Raw genomic sequence first — 17,307 nt, 5'->3', positions numbered from 1 at the left:
TCGGGCTCAGCTATTCATAAAACCTCGCGAAGGTCACGGATTCACATTCGGCCTCGCAAGTACGTTTAATCAATAGCGTTGGCTGTTGATATGCGACACTAGCTCAGTTGGTAGAGCGCAACCTTGCCAAGGTTGAGGTCACGAGTTCGAACCTCGTGTGTCGCTCCAGTTGATAGCTTTCATTGTGCTTAACAATGACATGCGACACTCGCTCAGTTTAACGAGCGCAACCTTACCAAGGTTGAGGTCACGCCTTTCTGTTTATGAATAGGGAACCTCGTGTGTCGCTCCACTTTCTTTATTAGAAAGTCAGGTTCTCATCGTACCGAACGGTGAATACAATTCGGACGCGGGGTGGAGCAGTTTGGTAGCTCGTCGGGCTCATAACCCGAAGGTCGTTGGTTCAAATCCAGCCCCCGCAACCACATTCAAAGGTGTTGTGATTCGCTAGCTCGTCGGGCTCAGCTATTCATAAAACCTCGCGAAGGTCACGGATTCACATTCGGCCTCGCAAGTACGTTTAATCAATAGCGTTGGCTGTTGATATGCGACACTAGCTCAGTTGGTAGAGCGCAACCTTGCCAAGGTTGAGGTCACGAGTTCGAACCTCGTGTGTCGCTCCAGTTGATAGCCCTCATTGTGCTTAACAGTGACATTGCGACACTCGCTCAGTTTAACGAGCGCAACCTTACCAAGGTTGAGGTCACGCCTTTCTGTTTATGAATAGGGAACCTCGTGTGTCGCTCCAGTTGATAGCTTTCATTGTGCTTAACAATGACATGCGACACTCGCTCAGTTTAACGAGCGCAACCTTACCAAGGTTGAGGTCACGCCTTTCTGCTTATGAATAGGAAACCTCGTGTGTCGCTCCAAATCTTCCTCAAGTGAATCACTTGAAGCGGCCTCAGGGCCACCGCTCTTTATCTAATGCTGAGAAGCATGAACCCCAAAAAGCCAATAGTCCTCCTATTAATTAGGTGGACATTTTTATGTCTGAATTTAATCTCTCAGCACGTAAAGTGTTTATTGTAGATTGATGGTAAGCACCATCCTAGCTAGGCTATCACACATTCGTCAACAGACTTATCCACAGAATATGAATTGTGGATAACTTGGTGGGTAAGCTGAAATTTATTTATGCATAACACTTGACTAAAACGATCTTTTTGTTTTTTTTAAACAGATGATGATGACGATTATTTTATTAAGTTGCTGATTTTGAAGGGTTAATTTGTTTTTGTTTGTGTTTTTAACCAAATAGCGCTCGATCATTAAGTCATTGTTTGTTGATCCTAGTCATTTATTTGATATGTGGTTAACTTCTCTAACCGCAAGCAAATAACCAATGCTGCTCTTTTTTTTCCACATTATGATTTTTGGAACTAAATCAAGTTCTGAACACTACGATCCGGCAAGCATTATGCATCCCTAGGTAACCCTTTCTCGACGATTCTGATTAAACGTTGGGTTTGTGTCGAAGAGTAAGGCAGTTGACTTTGTTGCTGTTGCAAAGCCCAATGAATATGCTCATCAACTAAGCCACTAATGCCCAAACGCTTTATAAGTGCATCAACGATAGCCTGAGAGTAAGGGGCGTTACCCATCGCGATCGCGAGGTTTCTTAGCCATTGAATATGGCCGATACGACGAATGGGCGAACCTTGCATCTTGTTAAGAAAGGTCTCTTCATCCCAAAGAAACAGCTCGACAAGATCATTTTTGGTTAAAGTCTCACGACGATGAAAATCACTCTGTTCAGTCAGCTCAGCAAATCGATTCCACGGACAGACCAACTGGCAATCATCGCAGCCATAAATACGGTTACCCATCGCACGGCGGAATTGTTCAGGAATGACGCCATCAAATTCAATTGTGAGATAAGAGATGCACCGGCGCGCATCAACGATACCATCATCAATAATCGCTTGGGTCGGGCAAGAGGTAATGCATGCTTTGCACTTGCCGCATTGATTGCTGCTCGGCTCATCGACTGGTAGTGGTATGTCAACCAGTAGCTCACCAAGGAAAAACCATGACCCCGCGTCTTGGTCAAGAATCAGTGAATGTTTTCCTGTCCAACCTAATCCCGCTTTCTGGGCCAGTGGACGCTCTAAGATCGGCGCAGAGTCAACAAAAGGTCGATAGCCGAGTTTTCCCATTTCCTGTTCGATTTTTTGACCGAGTTTTTTAAGCTGATTACGCACCAGTTTGTGATAATCACGTCCGAGCGCGTAGCGGCTAATATAGGCTTGACTTGGATTGGCGAGGTTGGCGGCAAACTCAGCTTGCGGAGGCAGATAGTTCATTCGTACGCTGATGACTCGCAGTGTTCCGGGGAGTAGCTCCGCCGGGCGCGCTCTCATCATCCCGTGACGAGCCATCCAATCCATCTCACCATGAAAGCCTGCATCAAGCCATGCTTGTAGTGCTTGTTCATGTTCGGATAGATCGACATCGCATATGCCCACTTTCTGGAAGCCAAGTTCTTGGCCCCAGATTTTGATCTTGTCTGCGAGCTGTTGTTCGTTCATGCTGATGTGCTCCTCACTAAGGGGGCGGGATCTTAACGGATCTTATATCAGGGATCTAGCGAGGAAAAATCGGAAAAGCGAGATAAATTGACGATTTTTCGTTTTACTAACACAAGATCGCTTGTCTCTCAATTCAAACCCAGTTTACTATTCCTGTTCTTTTGATTTTTATATAGTCACAGCGTAGAGATTGATCTTCATGACCACAAAACAATTTGCCCTTCAAGATGAACAAGCCACGATTCAACTGGGGACTGCTTTAGCGCAACTGTGTTCGCAGCAGACAACCATTTATCTGCATGGTGATCTTGGTGCAGGGAAAACCACGTTCAGTCGCGGATTTGTGCGTGCGTTAGGCCATGAAGGTAACGTAAAGAGCCCGACTTATGCCTTAGTAGAACCTTATCAACTAGCAGATTGGCAGGTTTATCACTTTGACCTCTACCGTTTAGCTGATCCGGAAGAATTAGAGTTTATGGGGATCCGCGACTATTTCACTCCAGATGCAATCTGTTTGGTTGAGTGGCCAGAGAAGGGCGTTGGTTTATTGCCTGAGGCGGATTTGGATATTGTTCTGCGTTATCACGGTGAGCAGCGTATTGTTGAGCTTACGGCCAACAATCCTTATGGATGTCAGTTATTAGAACAGTTGGAGCTATGTTGAAGCGCATTGTATTGAGGTTGGCGTTATTGCCCGTTTTACTCGGGCTAAGTTTGTTGTCAAACTTGGCATTTGCCAATACTTTGGAAGGGATCCGAGTATGGCCATCTCCTGATGAAACTCGCGTGGTCATCGATCTTCAATCAGAAGCGGATTACAGTTTTTTTACCCTTTCAAGTCCTGAACGCTTGGTTGTTGATCTGAAAAAAACGTCACTTAGTACCCAATTACCGCTGACGGTTTCAGATAGCCCAGTATTAAAAAAAATTCGTAACAGCTCGCCACCAGAAAAGAGCACTTATCGTTTGGTGTTTGAACTGAAAAAAAAATCGACAGCGCAAATTTTCAAACTTGCTCCCACGCCTGGTGGTCAATATGGTCATCGTTTGGTGCTTGATTTACCCCATCAAACGTCGTCAGCTGCGCCTGAAACCAAGAGCTCGACCAGTCAGGCTACTGTCAGTCGTGATGCATCTCAACTGCTAGGAACGGCTGATATTGTGGTGGCGATCGATGCTGGACATGGGGGCGAAGACCCTGGTTCAATCGGGCCAACACGTAAATATGAGAAACATGCCACGCTCGCCGTCTCAAAAAAGATCGCCGCCCAGATTAACATGGTTCCGGGCATGAAAGCGGTACTGACGCGCGGTGGCGATTATTATCTCAATCTAAATAAGCGCTCAGCCATTGCCCGCACAAATAAAGCACACTTATTAGTCTCGGTGCACGCCGATGCATTTCATTCACCCAAGCCGCGTGGTGGTTCGGTGTTTGTCCTCAATACGCGCCGTGCTAACTCAGAAATTGCCCGCTGGGTTGAGAATCATGAAGAGCAATCCCAACTGCTTGGTGGGGCTGGGGAAGTGCTTGCCAAAAACAACAGCGATCGCAATATCAGTCAAACGCTACTCGATCTGCAATTTAGTCATTCCCAAAAAGAGGGCTATAAAGTCGCGACCAATATTTTACGTGAGATGGGCCGTGCGGGAATCTACTTACATAAGAAAGAACCCGTTAACGCTAGTCTTGCGGTGCTAAAATCACCAGATATTCCGTCGGTTTTGGTTGAAACCGGCTTTATCTCAAACCCGAGCGAAGAAAAACTACTGTTTCAGCGTAGCCATCAAGACAAGCTAGCCCGCTCTTTGGCCAAAGCTATCGTTCAGTATTTTGAAGATAACCCTCCAGAGGGAACTTTATTTGCTAATCGTGGTAAAAGTATTAAGCATAAGGTGTCGCGTGGTGAGTCATTATCAGTGATTGCCAGTAAATATGGTACGTCGACTAAAGCCATCATGCAGACGAATAAGCTCAAGAGCAGCAGTCTAGCGATTGGACAAATCTTGGTGATACCAGGTGCGAAAAGCGCGATCAAAGTGCCAGAGATCAAAAATCCAGTCGAAACTAAAACACTGACGCACGTGGTTCAACGCGGTGAATACTTAGGTAAGATTGCCAGTAAATATAAGGTCTCAGTTGCCGAGATCAAGCGCGAAAATAGCTTGAAATCTGATACCTTGAAGCTTGGGCAAAAACTCAAGGTCACGGTTAGCTTAAAGGATCAGCCACTGCGTAAGCATAAAGTTCAACGCGGTGAATTCCTGGGTAAAATAGCCTCTAAATATGACGTAAGTGTCGACAGTATTCGTCAAGCAAACAAGTTACGTTCCGATCAACTGGCGGTTGGCCAAGTGTTGATCATTCCGCATAACTAACATGAGTGGTCGCGATGACAATTAAGATCCTCCCAGCCCGTCTTGCCAACCAAATCGCCGCAGGAGAAGTCGTTGAAAGACCGGCTTCTGTGGTGAAGGAGTTAATTGAGAATAGTCTCGACTCTGGCGCTACTCGTATCGATGTAGATATCGACAAAGGTGGCGCAAAATTGATCCGTGTGCGCGATAACGGCAAAGGGATCATCAAAGATGAGTTAGGGTTGGCGCTCAGCCGTCACGCGACATCGAAGATTCATACCTTAGATGATCTTGAAGCGATTATTAGCCTTGGTTTTCGTGGTGAAGCGCTTGCCAGTATTAGCTCGGTCGCACGTTTAACCATGACCTCACGTCCAGCGACGCAAGATCAAGCCTGGTCAGCCTACAGTGAAGGGCGTGACATGCAGGTAAAACTGCAGCCTACGGCGCACCCTATCGGTACGACCGTTGAGGTGTTAGATCTGTTTTTTAATACCCCGGCACGACGTAAGTTTCTTCGCACCGAGAAAACCGAATTTGCTCATATTGACGAGCTTGTTAAACGTATTGCATTGAGTCGATTCGATGTCACGATCAACCTTAAACACAATGGTAAGTTGGTCAAACAATACCGAGCGGCAAAAAATGAGGCGCAAGCCGAAAAGCGTATTGCGGCAGTGTGCGGCAGTGCATTCGTACGCCACATGCTTAATATAGAGCTTGAGCATCAAGGTCTTAAGCTGCATGGCTGGATCACTACACCTGAGGGCGCTCGCCAGCAAAGCGATTTGCAATATTGCTATGTCAACGGGCGGATGATGCGCGACAAGCTGATTAACCACGCGATTCGTCAAAGTTATGAAACCAGCCTTCGTCCTGATCAATTTGCTACCTATGTGTTGTTTATCGAGCTCGATCCACATCAAGTGGACGTGAATGTGCATCCGGCTAAGCATGAAGTCCGTTTTCATCAAGGACGCTTAGTTCACGACTTTATCTACCAAGCGTTAAGTGATGCGTTAGCACAAAGTGCGCACATCACCAAAACTGAGCAAACCGCTTCGGCTTTTCATGTTGAGTCGCAGCAACAGCCCGAGCAACAGCTTGAGCCAAGGTCTTCGTCGTCGTCTCATTTTGCTCAAGAGCAGCAAGCGATTGAGTCGGTACCTGCCTATCCGGGACGTAATGACTACCAGCGTGACCGTGAGCATGTACGAGAGGCCAAGCCGCGCAGTGAATGGAGCGAACCTCGTCCAGCAAGTAAGCCTAGAGTCACCGAACGTTATGGTGAGCCTGCGCCGCGCAAACAGGAAGTTCGTGCTTATCAAGAGTTACTCAAAACCCCATCGCAGCCGTCAGTTGAAGCGACGTTGAAGAAAAGTGCGCCGCAGGTTGAACAACCTGAGCTTGATGTGGTCGAAGCGTTAGGTAAGGCGATAACCATCGTCCAAGGTCAATACTTGGTGATGGGTGATAAAAATGGTGCTCGTCTGGTCAATTTAGCGCGCGCAGAATGGTTAAGGGTCAATGGGCAGTTAGCGACTGATCAAGGTAACTTAACCAGTCAGCCTCTTTTGGTTCCTTTGTCACTCAAGCTCGATGAATCACTACTCGGCGCGGCAGAGCGTTTTGCACCGTTATTGAATCAGTTCGGTATTGAGCTTAAAGCGCGCAGTAATAAAGCCCTGATGGTAATGGGCGTTCCGCAGCCGCTGAGGCAACAAAACTTACAACAACTGGTACCAGATCTGCTATCTTACGCCGTCTCGCATACTAGCGAGCCACAGTCATTGAGTCATACTCAGTTAGCCAATTGGCTCTGCGATCATATTACCCAAGTGAAAAGCGACTACACTTTGTCAGAAGCGATTCAAATGGTGTCTGATATTGAACAATTGTGGCAGGGTCGGTTGCCATTGAGTGATACGACATTTGTTAGGCCGATAGATTTTTCTGCAACGATTGCAGCTTTAGAGTTATGAATAACGAACAATTACCTTTGGCGCTATTTTTAATGGGGCCAACCGCATCAGGCAAAACTGATCTAGCGATTCGTTTACGCCAGCAATACCCGGTTGAGATCATCTCGGTCGACTCCGCGTTGATCTACAAAGACATGGATATTGGTACCGCTAAGCCCGATGCGCATGAGCAAGCACAAGCGCCCCATCGTTTGATTGATATCTTAGACCCGAGTGAGTCTTATTCGGCCGCCGATTTTCGTCGTGATGCTCTCCATGAAATGAACCAGATTGTTGCTGAGGGTAAAATTCCCCTTTTGGTCGGCGGCACGATGCTTTACTACAAGGCGCTGCTAGAGGGATTATCACCACTTCCTGCGGCAAACCCTGAAATTCGTCAGCAAATTGAACAACAAGCGTTGACTATTGGGTGGGATCAGTTGCACGATCAACTGAAGCAAATTGATCCTGTCTCAGCCGAGAGAATTCACCCCAATGATCCACAAAGGTTATCGCGGGCATTGGAAGTTTATCGAATTTCAGGTAAAACTCTTACTGAGTTGACTCAAACCAAAGGGGAAAGCCTGCCGTTTAGAGTCAAACAATTTGCTATTGCTCCCAAGGAAAGGGCAGAACTCCATCGTCGTATTGAACTACGCTACGAGAAGATGATAGAAGCGGGCTTTGAAGATGAAATGCGTACACTGTATGCACGCGGCGATCTTCATCCTGATCTCCCATCGATCCGTTGTGTGGGGTATCGACAGATGTGGGACTATTTGGAAGGGAAATGCACACTTGATGACGCTGTATTTAAGGGCATCTGTGCAACCCGCCAATTGGCCAAGCGACAAATTACCTGGTTGCGCAGCTGGGATAATTTAACTTGGTTAGATAGTGAAAACATTGAACAGGCACTCGAAACTGTCTCAAATGCCATAGCATCTGAAGGTTTTAGCTGTGTATAATGTGATCGCTTTTGCGTGAATCCATCCTGTGAAGGATCCGTTACTTGAAATTTGAGTGTTTAACCACCATAACAAGTAACAACAGGGTGTTATTTTATTCGTTTAGCTCAGAGCAAAGGGCACACCTTTTGTGCCGGGCACCACTAGCTAAATAACTAAAACAGAATTACAAAATAAGGAAAATAAAATGGCTAAGGGGCAATCTTTACAAGACCCATTCTTAAATGCATTACGTCGTGAACGTATTCCTGTATCTATCTACCTTGTAAACGGAATTAAACTACAAGGCCAGATCGAGTCTTTTGATCAGTTTGTGATCTTGCTGAAGAATACAGTTAACCAAATGGTTTACAAGCATGCTATTTCTACAGTTGTGCCTGCTCGTCCAGTGAATCATCACAACGGTGAGCGTCCACAAGGTGAGCGTCAACCAGAGAAGTCAGAAGATTAATTATTCTAAATAACCTAAACAGTCCATTAAGGAGTTGATTGCTTGTTTGACCGTTATGAAGCCGGTGAGCGAGCCGTACTTGTTCATATCAACTTCACGCAACAAGGGGAGTGGGAAGATCTCAGCGAGTTTGAAATGCTGGTCTCTTCAGCTGGCGTCTCTGCGTTACAAATCGTAACTGGAAGTCGCCAGACACCACACCCTAAGTACTATGTCGGTGAGGGTAAAGCCCAAGAAATTGCTCATTCAGTGCAATTGATGGAGGCTGATATTGTGATTTTTAATCACGCCCTCTCTCCTGCCCAAGAACGCAACCTAGAAGCACTGTGCCAATGCCGTGTGTTAGACCGTACTGGTTTGATCCTCGATATCTTTGCTCAGCGCGCACGAACTCACGAAGGTAAATTGCAAGTTGAGCTCGCTCAGCTGCGACATATATCTACCCGACTGATCCGTGGTTGGACTCACCTAGAAAGACAGAAAGGTGGGATTGGTTTGCGTGGTCCAGGTGAAACTCAGCTAGAAACTGACCGACGTCTATTGCGTGATCGTATTAAAGCGATATTGCGCCGCTTAGATAAAGTGGCCAAACAACGTGAACAAGGTCGCCGAGCTAGAAACCGCGCCGAAATACCAACCATCTCACTGGTTGGCTATACCAATGCCGGAAAGTCGACCCTATTTAACCGTATCACCGAAGCAGGTGTGTACGCGGCCGACCAACTATTTGCTACTTTGGACCCGACATTACGTAAGATAGAATTAGCGGATGTTGGGCCAGCAATCTTGGCGGACACCGTAGGATTTATTCGCCATTTGCCGCACGATCTTGTGGCCGCATTTAAAGCAACATTACAGGAAACCCAAGAAGCTGACATTTTGTTACATGTTGTTGATGCCAGTGACGAGCGTTTTCGTGAGAATATTCGAGCTGTTGATGAAGTGCTTGAGGAAATAGACGCCCATGAGGTGCCTTCCTTAACCGTCATGAACAAAATTGATAACCTTGAAGGGCAGCGACCACGTATCGACCGTGATGAGGACGGTATTCCCCGTACGGTTTGGGTTTCTGCGATGGAAGGGATTGGTATTGAATTGCTGTTTGATGCGCTCACCGAGCGACTTGCCAGCCAAATGGTTCAGTATCAATTGCGAATCCCGCCACAATATCAAGGGCGGATCCGTAGTACATTCTTCCAGATGAAATGTATTCAACGAGAAGAATATGACCAAGATGGTAACTTGTTGATCGAAGTTCGAATGCAGCAGGTAGATTGGTCTAGACTTGAAAAAAGAGAAGGGGCAGTTTTTCGTGACTTTATAGTTACTTAAATGACTGCTAAAGTATAACGTCATATCAAATGATGGAGCTTTCTAATGGCGTGGAATGAGCCTGGTAATAACAACGGCAACAACGGCCGCGATAATGACCCTTGGGGTAATAATAATCGTGGTAACAAAGGTGGCCGTGATCAAGGACCGCCAGACTTAGATGAAGTGTTTAATAAACTAAGTCAGAAACTAGGTGGAAAGTTTGGTGGTAAGGGTGGTAAAGGCATGCCTATGGGCGGCGGTGGAGCACTAGGTTTTGGTGTTGTCGCTGTTATCGCAATTGCGATTTGGGCCTTTTCTGGCTTTTACACTATTGGTGAAGCAGAGCGTGGCGTTGTGCTACGTCTTGGTAAGTACGATCGTGTGGTCGATCCTGGTTTGAACTGGCGTGCTCGTTTCATCGACGAAGTGACGGCGGTTAACGTACAGGCAATTCGTTCGCTACGTTCATCAGGCCTAATGCTCACTAAAGATGAAAACGTGGTAACCGTTGCGATGGATGTTCAGTACCGTGTTGCTGACCCATACAAATACCTATTCCGTGTTACCAATGCTGACGACAGCTTACGCCAAGCAACCGACTCTGCATTGCGCGCCGTTATAGGTGATTCATTAATGGATAGCATTCTAACGAGTGGTCGTTTGTCGATTCGTCAAAATACACAGATTACCCTTGAAGATATCGTGGATAGCTACGACATGGGTATTGAAGTTGTCGCAGTTAACTTTGAAGACGCTCGTCCGCCTGAAGAAGTGAAAGATGCCTTTGATGATGCCACCGCATCTCGTGAGGACGCGCAACGATTCAAGCGTGAAGCAGAAGCTTATCAAAACGACATTATTCCTAAAGCGAAAGGTCGCGCAGAGCGACTACTTAAAGAAGCTCAGGGTTACAGTGAGCGAGTGACTAACGGTGCGTTAGGTGAAGTGGCACAATTTGAAAAGCTACTACCAGAGTATCAAGCATCGCCAGAAGTAACTCGTAACCGTCTGTACTTAGATACGATGGAAAAGGTTTACTCTAATACCTCTAAAGTGCTGATTGATTCAGAGTCGAGCGGTAACCTATTGTACTTACCGATCGATAAGTTGACGGGTGGCCAGAACGATAAAAATCGTTCAATGCAAGACACATCAACCTATGATCAGATCGAGCTTGAGCCACAATCGAGCAACCAGAGCAATGACTCAACATCTCGCTCTACTTCACGTCAAGGGAGATATTAAGAATGCGTAAGTTAATGATCCCTGTATTAGTCGTTGCACTAGCACTAATGCTAATGTCGCTATTCGTGATCCCAGAAGGTGAACGCGGTATCGTAATTCGATTTGGTCGTGTTTTGAAAGACAACAACGAGATCGCGCGAATTTACGAGCCGGGCTTGCACTTCAAAATGCCACTGTTTGACCGCGTCAAAACGCTTGATGCACGTATCCAAACCATGGATGGCCGCTCTGACCGTTTCGTAACGTCTGAGAAAAAAGACGTGATTATCGATTCCTACGTGAAATGGCGCATTGAAGACTTTGGTCAGTACTACTTGGCGACAGGCGGTGGTAACTCATCAACTGCTCAAGCACTACTGAGCCGTAAAGTGACCGATGTGTTGCGTTCTGAAATCGGTTCACGTGAAATTAAACAGATCGTTTCAGGCCCTCGTAATGATGACATCCTGCCGGATAGCGCTGACAGCGAAGTCGTGACCACTGTAGCCGCGAAAGAGGCCTTAGAAGTCGACGGTGAGCGCGATATCATCATGAAAAACGTGCTCAACGATACGCGTCAAGACGCAATGGGAGATTTAGGTATTCATGTCTTCGATTTCCGCATGAAGAAAATTAACCTTCCAGACAGTATCAGTAAGTCAATCTATGACCGCATGAGAGCTGAACGTGAATCAGTCGCAAGACAGTTCCGTTCTCAAGGCCGTGAGCAAGCGGAGATAATCCGTGCGCAAGCCGAGCTTGAAGTAGCAACCATTCTTGCTGAAGCAGACAGAGCCGCTCGAGTAACACGAGGTGGTGCGGATGCGGAAGCGGCGAGTATCTATGCTGGGGCGTACAATAAAGATCCAGAATTCTTTAGCTTTGTCCGTTCACTACGTGCATACCAATCGTCGTTCAAAGATAAGAGTGACATCTTGGTCCTTGATCCGAAAAGTGATTTCTTCCAGTACATGAACAATGCTGCTGGTGGCACATCGAAATAAGCAAATTATTGCTAGCATAAAGGCTCCTCTGGGAGCCTTTATTTTTATTGGGATAACTATGTCGAACTCACTATGGATAGCGTTTGGGCTAGTATTGATCGTCGAAGGGTTGGGACCTTTGATTGCACCGAATGGTTGGCGCACGATGGTGGCACAACTGAGCCAACAACCCGACACTCAATTGAGACGGATTGGAGGGTGCTTAGTGGTCGCTGGGGCAGTAATCGCGTATGTGTTTAGCTAAGCTTGCCCATTAGTAATGGGGAGGAGGCGTCTCTTGCGCAGCATCGGCTAAGTTAGAGCTATCGATGTTTTTCACTTTGCCAACCATGTACTTCATCTGATCTTGCATCTTAACAATCAGCAGTTGTTGCTGACTCAAGGCTTGATTCAATTCTTCAATGGTCTGTTCTTGGAAAGCTAATTGACACTCTAAGTCATTCACTCGGCCTTCCAACTGCTTAATTTGCTGTTCTGTCGTCATGCTAATAATCCACATTCCAAGCTTGGGCGATACCCGCTGAGGTGCCCGAAATTACGCGGTTTTGCGTATCAAAGGCTGCATCATACACCACTGCACGGGGAGGACGGGTATCTTTTAATGGCTCGGCCTCAAATCCATCGACTCGCTTTCCGCTGTGGCTATCCCACACCATAATCCGACTTGAGGGCGTTCCGGTAACCAAGTAACGCCCATCGTCAGAAAATCGTGCGGTAGAGAAGATCAACTGACGAGAAAAACTGCGTAATTTGGCGAGTTGCTTGCCGCTTGATAAGTCCCAGATAATGGACTGATTGCCACCATCCGAGGTAAACGCATAGTTGCCATCCCGGTGCAGCGCGACTCGATTGACTCTTTGTTCATGCTCAAATGTCTTCAGTACCTGGCCAGTTTGGGTATCCCATAAGTAGGCTTTGTGATCATTGCCTCCTGACAGTGCGAAGCGACCATTCGGCGACAAAGCGACAGTATTGACTTTTTCATTGTGGGCAAGGAACTCTAAGCGCCTGCCGGTGACTAAGTTGACGTAGATGGCCTTACCGTTGGATAGTCCAAGCAGAACCTGTTCGCCATTGCTGGCAATATCAATGTCTCGAATAAGACCATCTGATATTGACCATAGTCCTTGTGCCTGAGTCCAGGCCAGGTCCCATACGGCGAAATTTACTTGTGTCGCGGTCACGGCAAAGCGGCCGTTGTCTGAAATACGAATGCGTGACACGGTGCTAGATTGAGGGTCTTGCGAGCCCAGTTTAGCGAGCTGTTGGCTTTCGTACAGGTCCCACAGGACAAGTTGATGTTCTTTAGAGTAGAGCAGCGCAAAACGCGCATCTCGGCTCAATGCGAAGCTTGTGGTTCCTTTGGGCTCAATTGTCCAGCGTTGGCTGTCTCGAGTGGAGAAAAAACAGCCATTTAACGCGGTGATGACAATCGCAATAATAAGTGAGTTAAAAATTACACGCATTGAGTCCAAATATCCGCTTGGTTTAGTTTAATTACAGCGCATATTGGTTATATTGGTACAACATGCAAATGTGTACCAGTCTTTCTTAAAGATTTGTGCACAAAGACAAAAAGTCTCAATTGGAGAGTTAAATGAAATCGATTTTTAAAGTGTCACTGCTTGCTGCAACTGTTGCACTGGCTGCTGGCTGTCAGAAAGAAGAAGAAACGAAAGTAGAAACCGCTGCTGCGGTTGAGCAAGTACAAGCTGAAACTGGCAAAACGGTTGCTTTTACAACAGAAGATGATAAAGCGGCGTACGCGATTGGTGTTTCATTTGCAAACTATCTTAGTACCAGCCTAGATAAACCGAGTGAAATCGGTATCACGCTAAATAAAGATTTGGTACTGAAAGGTATTGAACATGTGTTTGCTGGTAATGCAGAGCTTAACGAAGAAGAAACGCGTGCGGCTTTAGAAGCGTTAGATAAGCGCGTTGCTGCGACCATGCAAGAGCAAGCGGCTGAAAAATCAGCAGAAGCGAAAAAAGCAGGCGATGACTTCCGTGTTGAATTCGAGAAGCAAGATGGCGTAAAGAAAACGGAAACAGGTCTACTTTACCAAGTAATGACGCCAGCTGAAGGCGAGCAGCCAAAAGATACCGATACCGTTCAGGTGCATTACAAAGGCACATTGATCGATGGTACTCAGTTTGATAGCTCATACGATCGCGGTGAACCAGCCACTTTCCCACTTAATCGTGTGATTTCAGGTTGGACGGAAGGCGTACAATTGATGCCTGTAGGCTCTAAATTTAAGTTCGTTATCCCGCCAGAGTTGGCATACGGTGAACAAGACACGCCAACGATTCCTGCCAACTCCACCTTAGTATTTGAAGTTGAATTGCTAAAAATTGATAACGGTGAAGAAGCCGCGCAGTAGTCAGCTAACATGATTTAAACCAAGGTCTAGCTTCGGCTAGGCCTTTTTTGTTGTCATAAATCTGTTCATTAAGCCATAATTTTTTGTCCTAAATCACTAGATAGCAGGTTAGCTAGGTGTGCTTATCAAAATTTCTGATAAACTTACACCAATTTGTTGATTTTTCGTGCGAAGGCTTAAAGAAGTGACAACTACAGAAACAGTAAACACGGATATGTTGCTCGAAATGGAATCTGTTAATGTGATGCCATTTAGCGAGCACGATAAAATAATTCTCAGATCGTATGAAGCCGTGGTTGATGGTATCGCGAGTCTGATTGGCCCGTTTTGTGAAATTGTGCTGCACTCACTCGAAGACCTCAATACCTCGGCGATTAAAATTGCCAATGGTGAGAATACCGGTCGCCAAGTTGGTTCGCCGATCACTGATCTTGCACTCAAAATGTTACGTGATATTGAAGGTTCGGAGCGAAATTTCTCTCGTTCCTACTTTTCGCGCGCCAAAGGTGGCTTATTGATGAAGTCGATCACTGTCGCGATCCGTAACGGGGAAAACCGCGTGATTGGCTTGCTGTGTATTAACGTCAATCTTGATGCCCCTTTCTCACAGGTACTGCAATCCTTCATGCCAACGGAAGAAGCCAAGCAAGCGGCGTCATCGGTCAACTTTGCGAGTGATGTCGAAGAGCTGGTGGACCAAACCGTTGAGCGCACCATTGAAGAGATCAATGCTGACAAGTCAGTATCAAACAATACCAAGAATCGCCAGATTGTCATGGAGCTGTTTGATAAGGGGATTTTTGATATTAAGGATGCGATCAACCGTGTGGCCGATCGGCTTAATATCTCTAAGCACACCGTTTATCTGTACATTCGTCAGCGCAAAATTGAGGAAGATGAAAGTTGAATCCACTGACCTACACTTTGGTGGTTAACGGTTCTGTGTATGGTAGTCAGTCGGCGCGTCATGCTCACCAATTTGCTTGTGCCTTGATAGCCAAAGGGCACACCTTAGTCAGTGTGTTCTTTTATCAAGAAGGCGTGACCAATGGTAATGGCTTAACGGTGCCTGCCAACGATGAATTTGATTTGGTTAAGGCGTGGCAAGAGCTAGCCTTACAACACAATGTGCGTTTAGAAACCTGTGTTGCCGCCGCACTGCGCCGTGGCATCGTTAGCCAAGATGAGGCTAATCAGCATGGTTTAGCCCAAAGTAATCTTGCTTCAGGTTTCCAGCAAGCGGGATTAGGCAGCCTTGCAGAGGCGATGTTAGTTCAAGATAGGGTGGTACAATTTTGAGCCAGTTAACTTATCTTTTTCGCACCGCACCTCACAGCAAGGCTTCAGGTCGAGAAGGGGTTGATGCCTTGCTCGCGGCTTCAGCCTATTGTGAAGACATCAGTGTTATTTTTACTGGCGATGGTGTCTATCAACTGCTGCAAGGGCAGCAAACGACAGCCATCCTTAGCAAAGATTACGCGCCGATGCTCAAACTGTTCGACTTATATGATATTGAACAGGTATACGTCTGTCAGGCGTCCTTAGCGTTGCGAGGGTTAGCGCAAGCGGATCTTATTATTGCCGCTGAGCGACTCGATGAGTGGCAGCTGAGCGAGCAACTCCATCGCGCTGGTAAAGTGCTTACCTTTTAGGTTGTTTATGCTACATATTGTCAAAACCGATCAAGCGTTAACAGAGGCATGTCGTGTCTTCTCTCAGCAAGATGAAATGGTGCTTATTGAGCAAGCTGTTTATGCGGCGAATCCTCAACATCATGCTTTTCCGCTGCTTCAAGGGCGCAAAGTTGCTGTGTTACAGAGCGATGCTGAAGCTCGAGGCATCGTGAATCGAATCAGTTCAAATTTCGCCATTATCGACTATTCTGGTTGGGTCGATTTGACGGCAACACACGCCAGCTCTATCACGTGGGAATAGCCCAACCTGTTAACCTGCATTTCTCGGTCTCTGTTTTCTTCGCTTTTTACTCAAGTTGAGCAAAAAAGATTCGTATATTTCTTGACACACCTCTCACTGCTGAATAGAATTTTGCGTCCCTAACTGGCTATAGCCGTTGGGGCTAGATTTTTCACAAAGCTTACTTTCAAGTAATTCAGGAGCTAGTTAATGGCAACTATTAACCAGTTGGTACGTAAGCCTCGTGCAAAGCAGGTTGTTAAAAGCAACGTGCCTGCACTAGAAGCGTGCCCGCAAAAACGTGGTGTATGTACTCGTGTTTACACTACTACACCTAAAAAACCTAACTCAGCACTTCGTAAAGTATGTCGTGTTCGTCTAACGAACGGCTTCGAAGTGACTTCGTACATCGGCGGTGAAGGTCACAACCTTCAAGAGCACTCTGTTGTTCTAATCCGTGGCGGTCGTGTTAAAGACCTTCCGGGTGTACGTTACCACACTGTTCGCGGCGCACTTGACTGTGCTGGCGTAAACGACCGTAAGCAAGGTCGTTCTAAGTACGGTGTGAAACGTCCTAAGTCTTAATGCCCTTCTTTTGATAAAGAAGCGTTAAGTAAGGCCAAACACTAAAATTAAATTTTAATTTTTGAAGAAACTGAAAAGTTTTGGATAACCTGAAGAATAAGACAACGGAGAATATCCATGCCACGTCGTCGCGTAATTGGTCAGCGTAAGATCCTTCCAGATCCTAAATTCAAATCAGAATTGCTGGCAAAGTTCGTTAACATCCTTATGGTTGACGGAAAAAAATCTACTGCAGAGAAAATTGTTTACACTGCACTAGATGCTATGGCTGAGAAATCTGGTAAAGATCACTTAGCTGTATTTGAAGAAGCTCTTGAAAATGTTCGCCCTGCGGTAGAGGTTAAATCTCGCCGTGTTGGTGGTTCAACTTACCAAGTTCCTGTAGAAGTACGTCCGGTTCGCCGTAACGCACTTGCTATGCGTTGGTTGGTTGAAGCTGCGCGCAAGCGTGGTGAAAAATCTATGGCTCAACGCCTAGCTGCTGAAATGCTAGACGCGTCTGAGAACAAAGGTACTGCGGTTAAGAAACGTGAAGACGTTCACCGCATGGCTGATGCTAACAAAGCATTCGCTCATTACCGCTGGTAATACCTTTCAGTGCCACAAGGTTC

At 46.4% G+C, this 17,307-nt stretch carries 19 protein-coding genes and 3 tRNA genes; 19 read left to right on the top strand and 3 right to left on the bottom strand.

Annotation, left to right across the window (positions count from 1 at the left end; translation table 11 throughout):
* Nucleotides 1-92 precede the first annotated feature (92 nt).
* The 3 genes from ViNHUV68_RS12985 to ViNHUV68_RS12975 all read left to right on the top strand — a co-directional run bounded on the left by ViNHUV68_RS12985 (nt 93) and on the right by ViNHUV68_RS12975 (nt 623).
* Nucleotides 93-168, top strand: a tRNA-Gly gene (locus ViNHUV68_RS12985).
* Between the two features lie 180 nt (nt 169-348).
* Nucleotides 349-425: transfer RNA gene (locus tag ViNHUV68_RS12980), tRNA-Met, on the top strand.
* Nucleotides 426-547: 122 nt separating this feature from the next.
* A tRNA-Gly gene (locus ViNHUV68_RS12975) sits at nt 548-623 on the top strand.
* A 795-nt stretch (nt 624-1,418) separates the two neighbouring features.
* Here ViNHUV68_RS12975 and queG read toward each other — a convergent pair.
* Entirely contained in the window at nt 1,419-2,531 is a 1,113-nt protein-coding gene (gene queG / locus ViNHUV68_RS12970; RefSeq protein WP_391088466.1) for a tRNA epoxyqueuosine(34) reductase QueG, read from the bottom strand.
* Between the two features lie 199 nt (nt 2,532-2,730).
* On the opposite strand from queG, the gene tsaE reads away from it, so the two are divergent.
* The 9 genes from tsaE (at nt 2,731) to ViNHUV68_RS12925 (ending at nt 12,055) form a co-directional block, all read left to right on the top strand.
* A complete protein-coding gene (tsaE, locus tag ViNHUV68_RS12965) occupies nt 2,731-3,195 on the top strand; it encodes a tRNA (adenosine(37)-N6)-threonylcarbamoyltransferase complex ATPase subunit type 1 TsaE (protein ID WP_038176120.1) in 465 nt (154 codons plus the stop codon).
* Nucleotides 3,189-4,910, top strand: coding sequence for a LysM peptidoglycan-binding domain-containing protein (locus tag ViNHUV68_RS12960; RefSeq protein ID WP_391088465.1), 1,722 nt, complete (start codon nt 3,189-3,191; stop codon nt 4,908-4,910). The genes tsaE and ViNHUV68_RS12960 overlap by 7 nt, the downstream gene beginning before the upstream one ends.
* A gap of 14 nt (nt 4,911-4,924) precedes the next feature.
* A complete protein-coding gene (gene mutL, locus ViNHUV68_RS12955) occupies nt 4,925-6,871 on the top strand; it encodes a DNA mismatch repair endonuclease MutL (RefSeq protein ID WP_391088463.1) in 1,947 nt (648 codons plus the stop codon).
* Nucleotides 6,868-7,818 carry a tRNA (adenosine(37)-N6)-dimethylallyltransferase MiaA gene (gene miaA / locus ViNHUV68_RS12950; protein WP_038176115.1) on the top strand — a complete coding sequence of 317 codons (951 nt, stop codon included), beginning with the start codon at nt 6,868-6,870 and terminating at the stop codon, nt 7,816-7,818. Before mutL ends, miaA begins: the two co-directional genes overlap by 4 nt.
* A gap of 187 nt (nt 7,819-8,005) precedes the next feature.
* Nucleotides 8,006-8,269 (top strand): RNA chaperone Hfq, encoded by a 264-nt coding sequence (gene hfq / locus ViNHUV68_RS12945; protein ID WP_038176114.1) that lies wholly within the window; start codon nt 8,006-8,008, stop codon nt 8,267-8,269.
* A 42-nt stretch (nt 8,270-8,311) separates the two neighbouring features.
* Complete coding sequence (gene hflX, locus ViNHUV68_RS12940) at nt 8,312-9,601, top strand: ribosome rescue GTPase HflX (RefSeq protein ID WP_038176113.1); 1,290 nt, start codon at nt 8,312-8,314, stop codon at nt 9,599-9,601.
* A gap of 45 nt (nt 9,602-9,646) precedes the next feature.
* Entirely contained in the window at nt 9,647-10,828 is a 1,182-nt protein-coding gene (gene hflK, locus ViNHUV68_RS12935) for an FtsH protease activity modulator HflK (RefSeq protein ID WP_038176112.1), read from the top strand.
* Between the two features lie 2 nt (nt 10,829-10,830).
* The gene (gene hflC, locus ViNHUV68_RS12930; protein WP_038176111.1) at nt 10,831-11,811 is read left to right on the top strand and encodes a protease modulator HflC; all 981 of its coding nucleotides are present in this window, start codon (nt 10,831-10,833) and stop codon (nt 11,809-11,811) included.
* Between the two features lie 58 nt (nt 11,812-11,869).
* A complete protein-coding gene (locus ViNHUV68_RS12925; protein ID WP_391088459.1) occupies nt 11,870-12,055 on the top strand; it encodes a DUF2065 family protein in 186 nt (61 codons plus the stop codon).
* 9 nt (nt 12,056-12,064) lie between these two features.
* Here the strand turns inward: ViNHUV68_RS12925 and ViNHUV68_RS12920 are convergent, their stop codons facing one another.
* Both ViNHUV68_RS12920 and ViNHUV68_RS12915 read right to left on the bottom strand, forming a co-directional pair.
* Nucleotides 12,065-12,295 carry a SlyX family protein gene (locus tag ViNHUV68_RS12920; RefSeq protein ID WP_038176108.1) on the bottom strand — a complete coding sequence of 77 codons (231 nt, stop codon included), beginning with the start codon at nt 12,293-12,295 and terminating at the stop codon, nt 12,065-12,067.
* A gap of 1 nt (nt 12,296) precedes the next feature.
* Entirely contained in the window at nt 12,297-13,277 is a 981-nt protein-coding gene (locus tag ViNHUV68_RS12915) for a WD40 repeat domain-containing protein (RefSeq protein WP_038176106.1), read from the bottom strand.
* Between the two features lie 131 nt (nt 13,278-13,408).
* Here ViNHUV68_RS12915 and fkpA point away from each other — a divergent pair, with 131 nt between their 5' ends.
* From fkpA to rpsG, 7 genes are all read left to right on the top strand, one after another.
* The gene (gene fkpA, locus ViNHUV68_RS12910; protein WP_038176104.1) at nt 13,409-14,197 is read left to right on the top strand and encodes an FKBP-type peptidyl-prolyl cis-trans isomerase; all 789 of its coding nucleotides are present in this window, start codon (nt 13,409-13,411) and stop codon (nt 14,195-14,197) included.
* 184 nt (nt 14,198-14,381) lie between these two features.
* Nucleotides 14,382-15,104, top strand: coding sequence for a transcriptional regulator (locus ViNHUV68_RS12905; RefSeq protein ID WP_038176102.1), 723 nt, complete (start codon nt 14,382-14,384; stop codon nt 15,102-15,104).
* Entirely contained in the window at nt 15,101-15,496 is a 396-nt protein-coding gene (tusD, locus tag ViNHUV68_RS12900; protein ID WP_038176101.1) for a sulfurtransferase complex subunit TusD, read from the top strand. Before ViNHUV68_RS12905 ends, tusD begins: the two co-directional genes overlap by 4 nt.
* The gene (tusC, locus tag ViNHUV68_RS12895; protein ID WP_391088456.1) at nt 15,493-15,849 is read left to right on the top strand and encodes a sulfurtransferase complex subunit TusC; all 357 of its coding nucleotides are present in this window, start codon (nt 15,493-15,495) and stop codon (nt 15,847-15,849) included. Before tusD ends, tusC begins: the two co-directional genes overlap by 4 nt.
* 7 nt (nt 15,850-15,856) lie before the next feature.
* The gene (tusB, locus tag ViNHUV68_RS12890) at nt 15,857-16,132 is read left to right on the top strand and encodes a sulfurtransferase complex subunit TusB (RefSeq protein WP_038176098.1); all 276 of its coding nucleotides are present in this window, start codon (nt 15,857-15,859) and stop codon (nt 16,130-16,132) included.
* 189 nt (nt 16,133-16,321) lie between these two features.
* Nucleotides 16,322-16,696: a 30S ribosomal protein S12 gene (gene rpsL, locus ViNHUV68_RS12885; protein ID WP_004399892.1), complete on the top strand. Its 375-nt coding sequence runs from the start codon at nt 16,322-16,324 to the stop codon at nt 16,694-16,696.
* A gap of 117 nt (nt 16,697-16,813) precedes the next feature.
* Nucleotides 16,814-17,284: a 30S ribosomal protein S7 gene (gene rpsG / locus ViNHUV68_RS12880; RefSeq protein ID WP_004415829.1), complete on the top strand. Its 471-nt coding sequence runs from the start codon at nt 16,814-16,816 to the stop codon at nt 17,282-17,284.
* Nucleotides 17,285-17,307 lie beyond the last annotated feature (23 nt).

The sequence above is a fragment of the Vibrio sp. NH-UV-68 genome (assembly GCF_042940635.1).
Taxonomy (GTDB): domain Bacteria; phylum Pseudomonadota; class Gammaproteobacteria; order Enterobacterales; family Vibrionaceae; genus Vibrio; species Vibrio pacinii.
The sequence above is the reverse complement of the archived record's forward strand: the minus strand, read 5'-3'. Positions and strand labels throughout refer to the sequence as shown.

Bases quoted from the DNA above. Each gene is read 5' to 3' on its own strand.
- queG (WP_391088466.1), bottom strand. From the start codon at position 2,531: ATGAACGAACAACAGCTCGCAGACAAGATCAAAATCTGGGGCCAAGAA.
- tsaE (WP_038176120.1), top strand. From the start codon at position 2,731: ATGACCACAAAACAATTTGCCCTTCAAGATGAACAAGCCACGATTCAA.
- ViNHUV68_RS12960 (WP_391088465.1), top strand. From the start codon at position 3,189: ATGTTGAAGCGCATTGTATTGAGGTTGGCGTTATTGCCCGTTTTACTC.
- mutL (WP_391088463.1), top strand. From the start codon at position 4,925: ATGACAATTAAGATCCTCCCAGCCCGTCTTGCCAACCAAATCGCCGCA.
- miaA (WP_038176115.1), top strand. From the start codon at position 6,868: ATGAATAACGAACAATTACCTTTGGCGCTATTTTTAATGGGGCCAACC.
- hfq (WP_038176114.1), top strand. From the start codon at position 8,006: ATGGCTAAGGGGCAATCTTTACAAGACCCATTCTTAAATGCATTACGT.
- hflK (WP_038176112.1), top strand. From the start codon at position 9,647: ATGGCGTGGAATGAGCCTGGTAATAACAACGGCAACAACGGCCGCGAT.
- hflC (WP_038176111.1), top strand. From the start codon at position 10,831: ATGCGTAAGTTAATGATCCCTGTATTAGTCGTTGCACTAGCACTAATG.
- ViNHUV68_RS12925 (WP_391088459.1), top strand. From the start codon at position 11,870: ATGTCGAACTCACTATGGATAGCGTTTGGGCTAGTATTGATCGTCGAA.
- ViNHUV68_RS12920 (WP_038176108.1), bottom strand. From the start codon at position 12,295: ATGACGACAGAACAGCAAATTAAGCAGTTGGAAGGCCGAGTGAATGAC.
- ViNHUV68_RS12915 (WP_038176106.1), bottom strand. From the start codon at position 13,277: ATGCGTGTAATTTTTAACTCACTTATTATTGCGATTGTCATCACCGCG.
- fkpA (WP_038176104.1), top strand. From the start codon at position 13,409: ATGAAATCGATTTTTAAAGTGTCACTGCTTGCTGCAACTGTTGCACTG.
- tusB (WP_038176098.1), top strand. From the start codon at position 15,857: ATGCTACATATTGTCAAAACCGATCAAGCGTTAACAGAGGCATGTCGT.
- rpsL (WP_004399892.1), top strand. From the start codon at position 16,322: ATGGCAACTATTAACCAGTTGGTACGTAAGCCTCGTGCAAAGCAGGTT.
- rpsG (WP_004415829.1), top strand. From the start codon at position 16,814: ATGCCACGTCGTCGCGTAATTGGTCAGCGTAAGATCCTTCCAGATCCT.